This window comes from Streptomyces griseiscabiei, from assembly GCF_020010925.1.
In the GTDB taxonomy this organism is placed as follows: domain Bacteria; phylum Actinomycetota; class Actinomycetes; order Streptomycetales; family Streptomycetaceae; genus Streptomyces; species Streptomyces griseiscabiei.
Map to the genome: position 1 here is coordinate 770,994 of NZ_JAGJBZ010000001.1, position 15,730 is coordinate 786,723.

Sequence of the window (15,730 nt, forward strand, 5' to 3'; positions counted from 1 at the left end):
CCATATCCGCCGCGTGCCGTCGGCGGCAGCCTACGAACCAGGTTAGGTACCGAACCCCCGTTCCGCACCGATTCACCCGCCCGAGTGATCAGTCCACCAGGTCCCGCACCACCGCGTCCGCCAGCAACCGCCCGCGCAGGGTGAGAACCGCGCGCCCCTCGTCGTACGGGCCCGGGTCGAGCAGCCCGTCGGACAGGGCACGCTCGGCCGCCGCGAGGCCCTCCTCGCGCAGCAGCGACAACGGGCACCCCTCCCGCAGCCGCAGCTCCAGCAGGATGCGCTCGACGCGCCGGTCCTCGTCCGCCAGCAGCTCACGCCCCGCGCCGGGGGAGCGCCCGGCGGCCAGTGCGCCCGCGTACGCGCCGGGGTGTTTCACGTTCCACCAGCGGACGCCGCCGACGTGGCTGTGGGCGCCCGGCCCCGCGCCCCACCAGTCCGCGCCGCGCCAGTACAGCTCGTTGTGGAGGCAGCGCCCGGCGTCGGAGGTGGCCCAGTTGGAGACCTCGTACCAGTCGAACCCGGCCGCCGAGAGCATCTCCTCGGCGATCAGATACCGGTCGGCGTGGACGTCGTCGTCGGTCATCGGCACCTCGCCCCGGCGGATGCGCCGCGCGAGCTGCGTGCCCTCCTCCACGATCAGCGCGTACGCCGAGATGTGATCCGGCCCGGCACCGAGCGCGGCGTCCAGGGAGGCCCGCCAGTCGTCGTCGGACTCCCCCGGCGTGCCGTAGATCAGGTCCAGGTTGACGTGGTCGAAGCCGGCGGCGCGCGCCTCCGCCACGCAGGCCTCCGGGCGCCCCGGCGTGTGCGTACGGTCGAGGATCTTCAGCACATGCTGCCGCGCGCTCTGCATCCCGAACGAGAGCCGGTTGAAGCCGCCCGCGCGCAGGGTCTCCAGATAGGCGGGGTCGACCGACTCCGGGTTCGCCTCGGTCGTCACCTCCGCGTCGTCCGCGAGCCCGAACTCCTCCCGGACCGCCCCCAGCATCCGTACGAGATCACCGGCGGCCAGCAGCGTGGGCGTGCCGCCGCCGACGAAGACCGTCCGGACCGGGCGCGGGTCGTCACCGAGGACCTTGCGGGCGAGGCGGATCTCGTCGACGACCGTGTCCGCGTAGTTGTCGCGGGAGGCGAGGACGCCGCCGGTACCGCGCAGCTCGGTCGCGGTGTAGGTGTTGAAGTCGCAGTAGCCGCAGCGGGTCGCGCAGTACGGGACGTGCAGATAGAACCCGAGAGGCCGCTCGGCCGCGCCGGACAGGGCGTGCGCGGGCAGCGCCCCGTCGTCGGGGACGGGCTCACCGTCGGGGAGTGCGGAAGGCATGTCGTCCATTGTCCAGCACCCCCGCCGGTCCTCGTCGCGCCCCGGCGTACGCCCCCACTCCGCCCGCAGCTACTCCGCCCGCAGCACCAGCAGCGCCAGGTCGTCGTCCGGCGGGCGTTCCCCGAACTCGTGCACGAGCCGTCGGATGCGTTCGGCGATCAGCTGGGCGTCGAGGCCGGCGCAGCCGGAGAGCGCCACGGCGAGGCCGTCCCCGTCGTCGAACATGTGCGGACCGCTGCGCCGCTCGGTGACCCCGTCGGTCACACACAGCAGCGTGTCGCCGCAGCGCAGCTCGAACGTCTCGGACACGTACTCGGTGTCCTCGATCACCCCGAGCAGCGTCTGCGGCTCCGCCACGGCCCGTACGTCGCCGTCGGGGCCCAGGAGCAGCGGCAGCGGGTGCCCGGCGGAGGCGAGGGTGCAGCGGACGCCGCCGGGGACGGGGACGAGTTCGCCGTAGAGGAGGGAGAGGAAACGGGTCTGGGGGCCGTCGGGGTCGACGAGGCCGGGGTCGCCCGCCGTGACCAGGGCGCGGGCGGCGGCGTCGGCGGCCTCGGTGGCGTCGTCGAGGAGGAGCTGGTTGAGGCGGTCGAGCACGTCCGCCACGCCGTATCCCTCGCGGGCGAGCAGCCGCAGCCAGGGCCGGGCGAGGCCGATGACCACGGCCGCCTCGGGGCCCTTGCCCTGGACGTCGCCGATCGCGAAGCACCAGCGGCCCCGGCCCGCCGGGAAGAGGTCGTAGAAGTCGCCGCTGGGTCCGCCCTTGTCGCACGGCTCGTACACCAGTGCGCTGGACACCCCGGGGATCTCGGCGACCGCGCCCGGCAGCAGTCCGCGCTGGAGGACCCGGCTGATGGTGGCCTGGCGGGCGTACTGGCGGGCCGCGCCGATGGACAGCGCGATCCGCCGGCTGAGGTCCTCGACCAGCCCGGTCACCTCGTCCGGGAAGCGGAGCAGTCCGGCCCGGCCGATGACGAGCGTGCCGAGGGGCCGCCCGCCGGCGATCAGCCGGTAGGCGAGTGCGGCGCCGCCCTCGTCTTCGGCCTTGCCTTCGCTCTCGCTGTCGGTCTCGCTCTCGGCCTCGGTTCGATCCACAGGCCCGCCACCCTCCCCGGTGGCATCGGTCTCCGGCCCTCCCTCCGGCCCTCCCTCCGGCCCTCTCTCCGTTCCGGCGCCCGGCCAGGGGACCGGCACCGCCCTCGACCGCACCGACTCGGGCAGTCTCGGCGGGTCCTGTTCCAGGGCCCGGCGGAGTTCCTCGATGCGGTTCTCGCTGCCGTGCCAGACGCGGGCGAGGCGAGGCGCCGGGCCGAACGAGCCGTCGCCGCCGCGCCAGCCGAGCCCCTCGTCCTCCAGCCACACCGCGCACCAGTCGGCGAGCCTCGGCACCAGCAGCTGCCCGGCGAGCGCGGCGACCAGGTCCTCGTCCAGCTGTCCGGCGAGCAGATCGGACGCCTCGGCGAGGAAGGAGAGCGCGCCCCGGTTCAACCACTCCCGGTCGCGCTCCCCAGTGCGCCGGGGCGCGAGGGCGATCCGGTCCGCCGGGCTCACGCCGGACCCCGGGCCGGCCTCCCCGGCGTAGCCGGCGCAACCGGCGTACGCCCGCGCGTCCCAGCCCCGGTCCCCCTCGCCTGCACCGGCTTCCCCGCCCCCGTCATGGTCCGCGCCCCCTTCGCGCCCCTCCTCCCCCGACCCCGCCGCATCATCGCCGTACGCCTCGAACGCGCCCTCCACGGCCAGGGAACCGTCGACCGCCATCGCCATCGCCCCGTCCACGGACAGCCGCGCCCACACGGTCTTCATGCCTGTCCGGTAGGTGATCCCCCATGCCTCGGAGAGCGCGGCGACGAGCCGCAGGCCGCGCCCGTACTCGGCGTCCCCGTAAGGCCGTTCGACGAGGTAGGGGCGTTCGGCGCCCTCCTCCCGCACCGCACGGGAGGGGTGGTGGTCCGAGACCTCCACCAGCAGCCACCCGGCGGCGGTCGGGTCGTCGCGGCCGAGCCGGCACAGGAGGTCGACGTCCGTGCCCGCGTGGACGACCGCGTTGGTGACCAGCTCGCTGACCACGACGAGCGCGTCCTCGACGAGACGGGCGGGCAGCGCGGCGGCTCCCGGCAGATCGAGTTCCGCCCACTCCGCGAGCGCGGCGCCGACGAAGCGCCGGGCGGCTCCCGGCGCGAGCGGGCCCCCGGGCAGCGACAGATGCGCCATCGCGCGCCGGTCGACGCCCGCGTACGCGGGCGCGGCGGATGATGGATCGGACGGCGCGGCGTACAGGGTTTCGGGCCCGACGCGCGCCGGCGTATCGGAAGCACAGGACACGATGTCCCGTTGCGTCGGAATGGCCCCCACTGAGCGGCTCCCTGAGAAAGTTCGGACGAATAGGCCTCAGGCGGCACGGACAGAGTGACAGACTGACCCCGCCCATAAGCGCCGAGTTACCGAAGTGGGCCACCATGAGTGAGAACAGTGCTACGCGGGTGCTCGAAAACAGCCAATCGGACAGTCGAGCCGACAGCCGGGTGGACAACCGAGCCGACAGCCGGGCGGACGGGTCGATCCGGGCCTCCGATCTCCGCGCGCTGACCGCCGCCATGACCGCCGCACGCGACGGAAGCTTCACCAAGATCCCGGAGGCGGGCCCCGCACCGGTGGCGGAGCTGTGCGCGCTCTTCAACCAGATCATCGACCGCAGCACCCACTTCGGCGGCGAAGTGCAGCGCGTACGGCGGGAGTTGGTCCGGCACGGCCGGCTGGACGAGCGGCTCTCGGCCAGCCCCGGCCAGGGCGCCTGGGCGACCCGTGTCGACGACGTCAACCAGACGCTCGACGCCCTGGTCGCCCCCGCCGCGAACGCCACCCGGGTCCTGGACGCGGTGGCCGGCGGCGACCTGACCCAACGCGTCGACCTGCACGACGGCAACCGTCAACTCCGGGGCGATCTCCGGCGGTTGGGCCGCGCCGTGAACAAGATGGTCGACCAGTTGTCGCTGTTCACGGGTGAGGTGACCCGGGTGGCCCGCGAGGTCGGCACCGAGGGGCGCCTCGGCGGCCGGGCCAAGGTCCGTGGCCTGTCCGGGAGTTGGCGGGACGTGACGGAGGCGGTCAACACCATGGCCGCCCGACTGACCGCGCAGGTGCGGGACATCGCCCTGGTGACGACGTCGGTGGCGCGCGGCGACCTCACCCGTACGGTGACGGTCGAGGCGACCGGTGAGTTGCTCGAACTGAAGCTCACCGTGAACACGATGGTCGATCAGCTGTCCGCGTTCGCCGACGAGGTCACCCGCGTCGCCCGCGAGGTCGGCACCGAAGGGCAGCTCGGCGGCCGGGCCCAGGTCCGGGGCGTCTCCGGGGTGTGGAAGGACCTCACCGACAACGTCAACTTCATGGCGTCCAACCTGACTTCGCAGGTCCGCAACATCGCCCAGGTGACGACGGCCGTGGCGAACGGCGACCTCTCACAGAAGATCATGGTCGACGCGCAGGGCGAGATCCTGGAGCTGAAGTCGACGATCAACACGATGGTCGACCAGCTCTCCGCCTTCGCCGACGAGGTCACCCGCGTCGCCCGCGAGGTCGGCACCGAAGGCAACCTCGGCGGCCGGGCCCAGGTGCGCGGCGTCTCCGGCGTCTGGAAAGACCTCACCGACAACGTCAACTTCATGGCGGACAACCTGACTTCACAGGTCAGGAACATCGCCCTCGTGTCGACGGCCGTCGCCCAGGGCGACCTCGGCAAGAAGATCACGGTCGAGGCGAAGGGCGAGATCCTCGAACTCAAGTCGACGATCAACACGATGGTCGACCAGCTCTCCGCCTTCGCCGACGAGGTCACCCGCGTCGCCCGCGAGGTCGGCACCGAAGGCAACCTCGGCGGCCAGGCGCAGGTACGCGGCGTCTCCGGCGTCTGGAAGGACCTCACCGACAACGTCAACTTCATGGCCCTGAACCTGACTTCACAGGTCCGCAACATCGCCCAGGTCACCACCGCCGTCGCCAACGGCGACCTCTCCAAGAAGATCACCGTCGACGCGCGCGGCGAGATCCTGGAACTGAAGGACACCGTCAACACGATGGTGGAGCAGTTGCGGGCCTTCGCCGACGAGGTGACGAGGGTGGCCCGCGAGGTCGGCACCGACGGCGCGCTCGGCGGCCGGGCCCAGGTGCTGGGCGTGTCGGGTGTGTGGCGGGACCTCACCGACAACGTCAACTACATGGCGGACAACCTGACTTCACAGGTCAGGAACATCGCCCAGGTGACCACGGCGGTGGCCAACGGCGACCTCTCCAAGAAGATCGACGTGGACGCGCGCGGCGAGATCCTGGAGCTGAAGACAGCCATCAACACCATGGTCGACACCCTCTCCTCCTTCTCCTCCGAGGTCACCCGCGTCGCCCGCGAGGTCGGCTCCGAGGGCCAACTCGGCGGCCAGGCACGGGTGGAGGGCGTGTACGGCACCTGGAAGCGGCTGACGACGAACGTGAACGAACTCGCGTCGAACCTGACCACCCAGGTCCGCGCGATCGCCGAGGTCGCCTCCGCCGTGGCGCAGGGAGACATGTCGCGCTCGATCACGGTGGAGACGCAGGGCGAGGTCGCCGAGCTGAAGGACAACATCAACCTGATGGTGGCCAACCTCCGCGAGACCACCCGCGCGAAGGACTGGCTGGAGTCCAACCTCGCCCGGCTCGCCGCCCTGATGCAGGGCCACCGCGATCTGATGGAGGTCGCCGACCTGATCCTGCGCGAGCTGACCCCGCTGGTGAACGCCCAGTACGGCGCCTTCTATCTGGCCGACCCGGACGAGGACGGCGCATCCCCGCTCCCGGTGGCGCCCACCAAGGGACTGGCCTTCATCGCGGGCTACGGGGCGGCGCAGGGCGCGACCGTGGAGACCGGCGGCCTGCCCGTGCACGGTCTGGTCGCGCAGGCGGCCCGGGAGAAGAAGCGGATCCTGGTGGAGGAGGCCCCACCGGACTACATCAAGATCAACAGTGGGCTGGGGGAAGCGTCCCCGTCCAGCGTGGTGATCATCCCGATCCTCTTCGAGGACAAGCTCCTCGGGGTGATCGAGCTGGCCTCCTTCTCCCGCTTCTCCGATGTCCACCTGGCGTTCTTCGACCAGTTCGTGAACACCATCGGTGTCGCCATCAACACCATCATCGCCAACTCCCGCACGGAGTCCCTGCTCGGCGAGTCCCAGCGCCTCGCCATGCAGCTCCAGGAGCGCTCCGACGAACTCCAGATGCAACAGGCGGAGTTGCAGCGCTCCAACGCCGAACTGGAGGAGAAGGCCGCTCTGTTGGCCACCTCCTCCCAGTACAAGTCGGAGTTCCTGGCGAACATGTCCCATGAGCTGCGCACCCCGCTGAACTCCCTGCTGATCCTGGCGCGGCTGCTCTCCGACAACCCGGACGGCCATCTCACCGACCAGGAGGTGCAGTTCGCGACCACGATCCACCGCTCCGGCTCCGACCTCCTCCAGCTGATCAACGACATCCTCGACCTCTCGAAGATCGAGGCCGGCCGGATGGACGTACGCCCCAAGCGCCTCCCGCTCATCAAGCTGCTGGACTACGTGCACGCCACGTTCCGCCCGCTCACCCTCGACCGGGGCCTGGCCTTCGACGTCACGGTCGGCGACGACGTACCCCGCGAGATGTACTCCGACGAGCAGCGCCTCCAGCAGATCCTGCGCAACCTCCTGTCCAACGCGATCAAGTTCACCGCGTCCGGCCGGGTCGAGCTGACCGTCGCCCGCGTCAAGGACCCCGACCACCGCTTCACCCGCGAGGACCACGATGCCGCGACCGCCGAGGTGATCGCCTTCGCGGTCTCCGACACCGGGATCGGTATCGCGGCCGAGAAACTCCCGGTGATCTTCGAGGCGTTCCAGCAGGCCGACGGCACCACCAACCGCAAGTACGGCGGCACCGGCCTCGGCCTCTCCATCAGCCGGGAGATCGCCGGTCTGCTCGGCGGCCGGATCATCGCCGAGAGCGTCCCGGGCAAGGGCTCCACCTTCACGCTGTACGTGCCCGTCTTCAGCCCCGGCCACGGCGTGACCGGCCATGCCGCCGAGGAGCCCGGCAGCCTCGTACCCGAACAGCTGACCACCGAGCCGTACCCGGCCGCCCACGACAGCGGCACGCACGACAGCGACGACACCTGGCCCGCGCCCACCAAACTGGAGGCGTGGAAGGCGGGCCGCGCCGGTCAAGTGCTGCCCGGCCGCCGGGTGTTGATCGTCGACGACGACATCCGCAACGTCTTCGCGCTCACCCATGTACTGGGCCGTGTCGGGATGCCCGTCCTGTACGCGGAGAACGGCCGCGAGGGCATCGAGACCCTGGAGCGCAACCCGGACGTCGAACTCGTCCTGATGGACATCATGATGCCGGAGATGGACGGCTACGAGACGATCTCCGCGATCCGCCGCACCCCGCGCTGGGCGGGCCTGCCCATCGTCGCCCTCACCGCCAAGGCGATGCCCGGCGACCGCGAGAAGTCCATCGTCCGCGGCGCCAACGACTACGTACCGAAGCCGGTGGACGTCGACCAGCTGCTCACGGTCGTCTGCGCGGTCCTGGACCCGGAGGCCGCGGAGAACGAAGAGAACGAGGCACCCTCACCATGACCACTCAGGACCGGACCGACCACAGCGCGGGCATCCTCCTCGTCGACGACATGGAGGACAACCTGATCGCCCTGGAGGCCGTCCTGGCATCCCTCAACGAGCCGCTGGTACGCGCCCGTTCGGGCGAGGAGGCGATGAAGGCGCTGCTCCGGCAGCGCTTCGCCGTGGTCCTCCTCGACATCCGGATGCCCGGCATGGACGGCTTCGAGACCGCCGCCCACATCAAGCGCCTCGACCAGACCAAGGACGTCCCGATCATCTTCCTCACCGGCACGGACGCCGACGCCGGCTACGCCTTCCGCGGCTACGCCACCGGCGCCGCCGACTACCTCACCAAGCCCTTCGACCCCTGGGTGTTACGGGCGAAGGTCAGCGTCTTCCTCGACCTTCACCGCAAGACCCGCGCCCTGGAGACCCTGCTGGCGAACCAACGGGAACACGCGGAACAGGTCAACGCCCGCCTGGCCGCCCTGGAAAAACAACTGACCACACCCACACCGGACTTGACCGAGCTGCGCATACAGATACGCGACCTTCAAGCCTTGGTGGAGAGCAACCGCGCCCTTTAGGGGCGCGGGGAACTGCGCGACAAGCCACAACGAACCCGCAGCCGCCGCCCAGCCCCGCCACCCCCTTCAGACCGCGCTACGCCTCACGAGCCCCCGCGTACATCTCGTCGATGAGGTGCTGGTACTCCTTCTCCACCACCGGCCGCTTCAACTTCAGACTCGGCGTCAGCTCACCGTGCTCGACATCGAGATCCCGCGGCAGCAGCCGGAACTTCTTGATGGTCTGCCACCGCTGCAGCCCCTCGTTGAGCTGCTTGACATGCCCCTCGACCATCTCCACCGTCGCCGGCGCCGAGATGACCTCCTCGTACGACTTCCCGGCCAGCCCGTTCTCCGCGGCCCACGCCTGGATGGACAGCTCGTCGAGCGCGATGAGGGCCGTGCAGAAGTTCCGGTCCGCGCCGATCACCATCACGTTGGAGGTGAAGGGGCACAGCGCCTTGAACTGCCCCTCGATCTCGGTCGGCGCGATGTACTTGCCGCCGGAGGTCTTGAACAGGTCCTTCTTCCGGTCGGTGATCCGCAGATACCCGTCGGGCGACAGCTCCCCGATGTCCCCGGTGTGGAACCACCCGTCGGCCTCCAGCACCTCCGCCGTCTTCTCCGGCAGCCCGTGGTACCCCTCCATGACACCGGGACCGCGCAGCAGGATCTCGCCGTCGTCCGCGATCCGCACCTCACAGCCGGGCAGCGGCTTGCCGACCGTACCGGTGCGGTACGCCTCGCCCGGGTTCACGAAGGACGCCGCCGAGGTCTCGGTGAGGCCGTAGCCCTCCAGGATGTGGATGCCGGCGCCGGCGAAGAAGAAGCCGATCTCGGGCGCCAGCGCGACCGAGCCGGAGACACAGGCCCGCAGCCGGCCGCCGAACGCCTCGCGGAGCTTGGCGTACACCAGCGTGTCGGCGACCTTGTGCTTCGCGCCCAGCGCGAACGGCACCGAGGCGGTGCCGGTGCGCCGGAAGTTGTCCTGGCTGGCCTTGGCGTACTCACGGGAGACCCCGGCCGCCCACTGGAAGATCTTGTACTTGGCCGGGCCGCCCGCGCGGGCCTTGGCGACGACGCCGTTGTAGACCTTCTCGAAGATGCGGGGCACGGCCGCCATGTACGTCGGCTGCACGACCGGCAGATTCTCGATGATCTTGTCGATCCGGCCGTCGACCGCGGTGACGTGCCCGACCTCGATCTGACCGCTGGTGAGCACCTTGCCGAACACGTGCGCGAGCGGCAGCCACAGGTACTGCACGTCCTCGGCGCTGACCAGCCCGGTCGCGGCGATCGCCTTCGCCATGTACGACCAGTTGTCGTGCGGAAGGCGGACACCCTTGGGGCGGCCGGTGGTGCCCGAGGTGTAGATGAGGGTGGCCAGCTGGTCCTTGGTGATCGCGCCGACCTTCTCCTTGATCAGGTCGGGCTTCTTCTCCAGGTACGCGGCGCCGCGCTTCTCCAGCTCCGCCAGCGAGAGCACCCAGTCCTCGGAGAGGTCCGCGCCCTCGGTGTCGATGACGACGACATGCGTCAGCTCGGGCAGCTCGGCCTTCTTCTCCCGGGCCTTCGCGAGCTGCGCCGCGTCCTCGGCGATGAGGACCCGGCTGGAGGAGTCCGAGAGGATGTACGCGGACTCCTCCGCGTTGGTCTGCGGATAGACCGTCGTGGTCGCGGCCCCGGCGCACATGATGCCGAGGTCGGCGAGGATCCACTCGATACGCGTCGACGAGGCGAGGGCGACGCGCTGCTCAGGCTGCACGCCCAGCTCGATCAGCCCGGCCGCGACGGCGTACACCCGCTCGGCCGACTGCGCCCAGCTCAGCGACTTCCAGTCGGAGGGCCCCTCGCCGGAGGCCGGCGGCACCGGGTAGCGGTAGGCCTCGCCGTCGGGCGTCGCCGCCACGCGCTCCAGGAAGAGGGCCGCCACCGAGGGCGGACGGTTCTCGATCAGGGTCTGTGTGTCGCTCACGACATCCTCCGGGGCACGCGACAGTGCGGCTGGCTCATGGACTGCGCGGCTGGCTCAAAGCGGCTGTTGTTTAACTCGCGAGTAACTATCGAGTGGTGATCAGGGTAGAGCCCGGTCCGCCCGTTGGTAAGAGGCGGCGGCAGGTCACTTTCCACCGAGAACGACCCTACGAACACACGTGGGCCCGTCGCGACGACACGCGACGGGCCCACGCCCGGCCCAAGTTCCCCGGGGTAACCGGTGGCTACTTCTTGCCCTTGCCGCCACCGGCGCTGTCGTCGCTGGACAGGACGGCGATGAAGGCCTCCTGCGGAACCTCCACAGAGCCCACCATCTTCATCCGCTTCTTGCCTTCCTTCTGCTTCTCCAGCAGCTTCCGCTTACGGGAGATGTCACCGCCGTAGCACTTGGCGAGGACGTCCTTGCGGATGGCACGGATGGTCTCGCGGGCGATGACCCGCGACCCGATGGCCGCCTGGATGGGCACCTCGAAGGCCTGCCGCGGGATCAGCTCACGCAGCTTGGCGACGAGCCGCACACCGTAGGCGTAGGCGGCGTCCTTGTGGGTGACGGCCGAGAAGGCGTCCACCTTGTCGCCGTGCAGCAGGATGTCGACCTTCACCAGGCTGGAGCTCTGCTCGCCGGTGGGCTCGTAGTCCAGGGAGGCATAGCCGCGCGTCTTCGACTTCAGCTGGTCGAAGAAGTCGAAGACGATCTCCGCGAGCGGAAGCGTGTAGCGGATCTCGACCCGGTCCTCGGAGAGGTAGTCCATACCGAGCAGGGTGCCGCGCCGCGTCTGGCACAGCTCCATGATCGAGCCGATGAACTCCGAGGGCGCGAGGATCGTGGCGCGTACGACAGGCTCGTACACGGCGTCGATCTTCCCCTCGGGGAACTCGCTCGGGTTGGTGACCGTGTGCTCCGCGCCGTCCTCCATGACGACGCGATAGACCACGTTCGGCGCGGTGGCGATCAGATCGAGCCCGAACTCGCGCTCCAGCCGCTCACGGATCACGTCCAGGTGCAGCAGACCGAGGAAACCGACGCGGAAACCGAAGCCGAGCGCGGCGGAGGTCTCCGGCTCGTACACCAGCGCGGCGTCGTTGAGCTGCAGCTTGTCGAGGGCGTCGCGCAGCTCGGGGTAGTCGGAGCCGTCCAGCGGATACAGACCCGAGAAGACCATCGGCTTCGGGTCCTTGTAACCGCCGAGCGCCTCGGTGGCGCCCTTGTGCAGGGTGGTGATCGTGTCACCGACCTTGGACTGACGGACGTCCTTCACACCGGTGATCAGATAGCCGACCTCACCGACACCGAGGCCGTCGGCGGCCTTCATCTCCGGGGCCGAGACACCGATCTCCAGCAGCTCGTGGGTCGCGCCGGTGGACATCATGCGGATCCGCTCACGCTTGTTGAGCTGCCCGTCGATGACACGCACGTACGTCACGACACCGCGGTAGGAGTCGTACACCGAGTCGAAGATCATGGCCCGCGCCGGCGCGTCCTGGACGCCGACCGGGGCCGGGACGTCGGCGACGACCCGGTCCAGCAGCGCCTCGACGCCCAGACCGGTCTTGGCGGAGACCTTGAGCACGTCCTCGGGGTCGCACCCGATGAGGTTGGCCAGCTCCTCGCTGAACTTCTCCGGCTGTGCGGCCGGCAGGTCGATCTTGTTCAGCACGGGGATGATCTTGAGGTCGTTCTCCATCGCCAGGTACAGGTTGGCGAGGGTCTGCGCCTCGATGCCCTGGGCCGCGTCGACGAGGAGGACGGTCCCCTCACAGGCCGCCAGCGATCGTGACACCTCGTACGTGAAGTCGACGTGCCCCGGGGTGTCGATCATGTTGAGGATGTGCGTGTTGCCCGGATCGTCGGTCGGCGCCCAGGGCAGACGCACCGCCTGGGACTTGATCGTGATTCCGCGCTCACGCTCGATGTCCATGCGGTCGAGGTACTGAGCACGCATCTGCCGCTGGTCGACGACGCCGGTCAGCTGGAGCATCCGGTCGGCGAGCGTGGACTTGCCGTGGTCGATGTGCGCGATGATGCAGAAATTGCGGATCTGAGCCGGGTCGGTACGGCTCGGCTCGGGCACATGGCTGGGGATCGCGGGCACGCAGGGTCCTGATTCTTGAGGTGTCCGCAGCGTCTGCGGTCTCGGGTCGGATCTGGCGGTTCTGGTACGTGGTCCGGTGGTACGAGGGCCATTGGTACGTAGGCCATTGGTACGTGGATCGTTCTGCTACGTAGGCACCATGGTCCCACGGGCGGGGAACTGCGACCGGTTTGGGCCGACCCATGGGCGGCTGGTAGCGTGGGCGGCTGTGTCTCATGCCCTCTCAGCAGGAGGCACAACCCAAGAAAATCACCTGAAGCTGAAAAGGCTCATTCGTGGCGAACATCAAGTCCCAGATCAAGCGGAACAAGACCAACGAGAAGGCGCGCCTTCGCAACAAGGCCGTCAAGTCGTCGCTCAAGACCGCCATCCGCAAGGCCCGCGAGGCCGCTGCCGCGGGTGACGTCGAGAAGGCCACCGAGTACCAGCGCGCTGCCGCGCGTCAGCTCGACAAGGCCGTCTCGAAGGGCGTCATCCACAAGAACCAGGCCGCCAACAAGAAGTCGGCGCTTGCTTCCAAGGTCGCTTCCCTCAAGGGCTGAGCTGCACCTGTGATCTGATCGCCGGCTGGACCCAGAGCGGGCCCTCTCTCATCCGCTCCCACCCGGCACCCCGGACCCGTACGCGGCCTGCGTTCGCCACGCGGGTATGGGTCCACCTCTCAATCCAGAACCCCGGTTTCCCCCTTCCCCAGGGCGGACGCCGGGGTTTCGGCGTTGGGAGTGCGGGCGGGAAGAGCCGCCCCCAGGGGCGCGGGGAACTGCGCGAGAAGCCCCACCGAACCCGCACCCGACACCGCACCCCCTCGAACCTCGGGACCGAAGGGGGCAGCACCCGAACCCTCAGCCCCGCCGGGACCGGGCCGCCCGCGCGATCGTCACGACCGCCTTCTCAAGCGCGTACTCGGGATCATCGCCCCCGCCCTTCACCCCCGCGTCCGCCTCGGCCACCGCCCGCAGGGCGACCGCCACCCCGTCCGGCGTCCACCCCCGCATCTGCTGCCGCACCCGGTCGATCTTCCACGGCGGCATCCCCAGCTCCCGCGCGAGATCCCCCGGCCGCCCGCCCCGCGCCGACGACAGCTTCCCGATCGCCCGCACCCCCTGGGCCAGCGCACTGGTGATCAACACCGGCGCCACCCCGGTCGCAAGCGACCACCGCAGCGCCTCCAACGCCTCCGCCGCCCGCCCCTCGACGGCCCGATCGGCCACCTCGAAGCTGGACGCCTCGGCCCGCCCGGTGTAGTACCGCCCGACCACGGCCTCGTCGATCGTCCCCTCGACATCCGCGACCAGCTGCGACGCCGCGGACGCCAGCTCCCGCAGATCACTCCCGATCGCGTCGACCAGCACCTGGCACGCCTCGGGCGTCGCGGACCGCCCCAGCGTCCGGAACTCGCCCCGCACGAACGCCAGCCGATCCGCCGGCTTCGTCATCTTGGGACACGCCACCTCCCGCGCCCCCACCTTGCGCGCGGCGTCCAGCAGCGCCTTCCCCTTGGCACCGCCCGCGTGCAGCAGCACCAGGGTGATCTCCTCGGCGGGAGCCCCCAGATACGCCTTCACGTCCTTGACCGTGTCGGCCGACAGATCATGCGCGTTGCGTACGACCACGACCTTGCGCTCCGCGAAGAGCGACGGACTCGTCAGCTCGGCGAGCGTGCCGGGCTGCAGCTGGTCCGAGGCCAGGTCCCGCACATCCGTGTCGGCGTCGGCGGCCCGCGCCGCGGCCACCACCACCCGCACGGCCCGGTCGAGCAGCAGCTCCTCCTGCCCCACGGCCAGCGTCACGGGGGCGAGAGGATCGTCATTCACAGTCTTCTTGGCCATCCGGGACAGCATCCCACGCCCCACCGACAACCCACCCCGCGGCGACCGCGCCCCACCAGGGGCGCGGGGAACCGCGCGAGCAACCCCCGAAGACCCGCACCCGACGAGCGGCCTGTCAGTCACCCGGCCTTCCCCAGCGGAGCGCTACGGCTCCTCCCGCCACCCCTCCCACTCCCCCGCGAACTCGTCCAACGCCACCGGATCGAGCCGCCCCCGCTCGTCCCGCAGCACCAGCAGCCACTGCGCGTCCTCGGCGTCGTCCTCCCCCGCCAGCGCGTCCCGCACCAACTGCGGCTCCTCATCCAGCCCGAACCGCTCCCCGAGCGCCTCCAATGCCTCCTCGGCCGCGTCACGATCGGGCAGCACCAGCACATGTCTCACATCACTCACGCCCCCATCTTCGACCACGCCTACCCGTACGGGGGGCCTCCCCCTCCTCCCCCTCCCCCCTCCCCCGCCCTCCCCCGCCCTCCCCACCCCTCAACTCCCCCCGCGCCCCGCCCCCACCTCCGGCACCCGCGCCAGCTCCATCCCGAACCACTCCCGGTACGCCGTCAGCACCTCCCCGTCCGTCGACAGCTCGGTCACCTCCCGGTCGTCCTCCGCCGAGGTGACCGTCAGCGTGCGCCCGCTGAGGGTGACGCGGCCGCCGTCCCCGGTGACCCGGGAACAGACGAGGGACTGGGTGAAATGCGAGGCCGGTGAGGTGCTGTGCCACCAGGCCCCGGCCACGAAGTCCCCGAGCACCCTCGGCCGCACCTCCAGCCGGTACTGGGGCCTGCCGTCCCGGAGCACGTCCAGATCCCCGAACTCCCTCCCTCCGCTCTCCCGGTCCGCCTGGACCACCCGGAACACCCCGCCCGGATCCACCTGCTCCCCCCGGTCCCCGAACTCCAGCGGATGGTGGCTGTTCGCCCCGAACCCGACATCGGCCAGCCAGTCACCCCCGTCCACCGTCCGCACCCTCAGCGCCAGATGGTCGTACGGGATGCCCAGCCGTCCCTCCTCCCCGTACACCCGCGCCGCGAGCAGCGTCACATCGAACCCGAGTGCCGCGAGCAACGCCCCGAACAACCCGTTCAGTTCGAAGCAGAAGCCTCCCCTGCGCTCTCCGACCACCTTGTCCAGCAGCCGCTTCTCCTCCAGGACGATCTGCTCTCCGAGATGGATCGACAGGTTCTCGAACGGCACCGCCCGCAGATGGCGCAGGTGCAGATCACGCAGCACGTCGACAGTGGGCCAGGCCGGCTGCTCGGCTCCGAGACGGCGAAGGTAGGCGTCAAGCTCCGCGGTTTCCATGCCC

General features: G+C 70.2%; 10 protein-coding genes. 3 read left to right on the forward strand and 7 right to left on the reverse strand.

The window, feature by feature from the left end; genetic code table 11:
• Nucleotides 1-88: 88 nt before the first annotated feature.
• Nucleotides 89-1,321, reverse strand: a complete 1,233-nt coding sequence (gene hemW, locus J8M51_RS03350) for a radical SAM family heme chaperone HemW (protein ID WP_086754419.1) — start codon at nucleotides 1,319-1,321, stop codon at nucleotides 89-91.
• 69 nt (nucleotides 1,322-1,390) lie between these two features.
• The gene (locus J8M51_RS03355) at nucleotides 1,391-3,673 is read right to left on the reverse strand and encodes an ATP-binding SpoIIE family protein phosphatase (protein ID WP_267298952.1); all 2,283 of its coding nucleotides are present in this window, start codon (nucleotides 3,671-3,673) and stop codon (nucleotides 1,391-1,393) included.
• Between the two features lie 242 nt (nucleotides 3,674-3,915).
• On the opposite strand from J8M51_RS03355, the gene J8M51_RS03360 reads away from it, so the two are divergent.
• Nucleotides 3,916-7,962: a HAMP domain-containing protein gene (locus tag J8M51_RS03360; protein ID WP_086756877.1), complete on the forward strand. Its 4,047-nt coding sequence runs from the start codon at nucleotides 3,916-3,918 to the stop codon at nucleotides 7,960-7,962.
• Entirely contained in the window at nucleotides 7,959-8,531 is a 573-nt protein-coding gene (locus J8M51_RS03365) for a response regulator (RefSeq protein ID WP_086756875.1), read from the forward strand. The genes J8M51_RS03360 and J8M51_RS03365 overlap by 4 nt, the downstream gene beginning before the upstream one ends.
• Before the next feature lie 76 nt (nucleotides 8,532-8,607).
• Here J8M51_RS03365 and J8M51_RS03370 read toward each other — a convergent pair whose 3' ends face one another.
• Nucleotides 8,608-10,485, reverse strand: a complete 1,878-nt coding sequence (locus tag J8M51_RS03370; protein WP_179203158.1) for an AMP-dependent synthetase/ligase — start codon at nucleotides 10,483-10,485, stop codon at nucleotides 8,608-8,610.
• A gap of 244 nt (nucleotides 10,486-10,729) precedes the next feature.
• Nucleotides 10,730-12,598 carry a translation elongation factor 4 gene (lepA, locus tag J8M51_RS03375; protein ID WP_086756871.1) on the reverse strand — a complete coding sequence of 623 codons (1,869 nt, stop codon included), beginning with the start codon at nucleotides 12,596-12,598 and terminating at the stop codon, nucleotides 10,730-10,732.
• Between the two features lie 275 nt (nucleotides 12,599-12,873).
• Between lepA and rpsT the strand changes: the two genes are divergently transcribed.
• Nucleotides 12,874-13,140: a 30S ribosomal protein S20 gene (gene rpsT / locus J8M51_RS03380; RefSeq protein ID WP_033525839.1), complete on the forward strand. Its 267-nt coding sequence runs from the start codon at nucleotides 12,874-12,876 to the stop codon at nucleotides 13,138-13,140.
• A 300-nt stretch (nucleotides 13,141-13,440) separates the two neighbouring features.
• On the opposite strand, the gene holA is transcribed toward rpsT, so the two are convergent.
• The 3 genes from holA to J8M51_RS03395 form a co-directional block, all read right to left on the reverse strand.
• Nucleotides 13,441-14,427, reverse strand: coding sequence for a DNA polymerase III subunit delta (gene holA, locus J8M51_RS03385; RefSeq protein ID WP_216591255.1), 987 nt, complete (start codon nucleotides 14,425-14,427; stop codon nucleotides 13,441-13,443).
• Between the two features lie 144 nt (nucleotides 14,428-14,571).
• A complete protein-coding gene (locus J8M51_RS03390) occupies nucleotides 14,572-14,817 on the reverse strand; it encodes a hypothetical protein (RefSeq protein ID WP_216591256.1) in 246 nt (81 codons plus the stop codon).
• Nucleotides 14,818-14,907: 90 nt separating this feature from the next.
• Nucleotides 14,908-15,726 (reverse strand): arylamine N-acetyltransferase family protein, encoded by an 819-nt coding sequence (locus J8M51_RS03395; protein WP_267298953.1) that lies wholly within the window; start codon nucleotides 15,724-15,726, stop codon nucleotides 14,908-14,910.
• Nucleotides 15,727-15,730 lie beyond the last annotated feature (4 nt).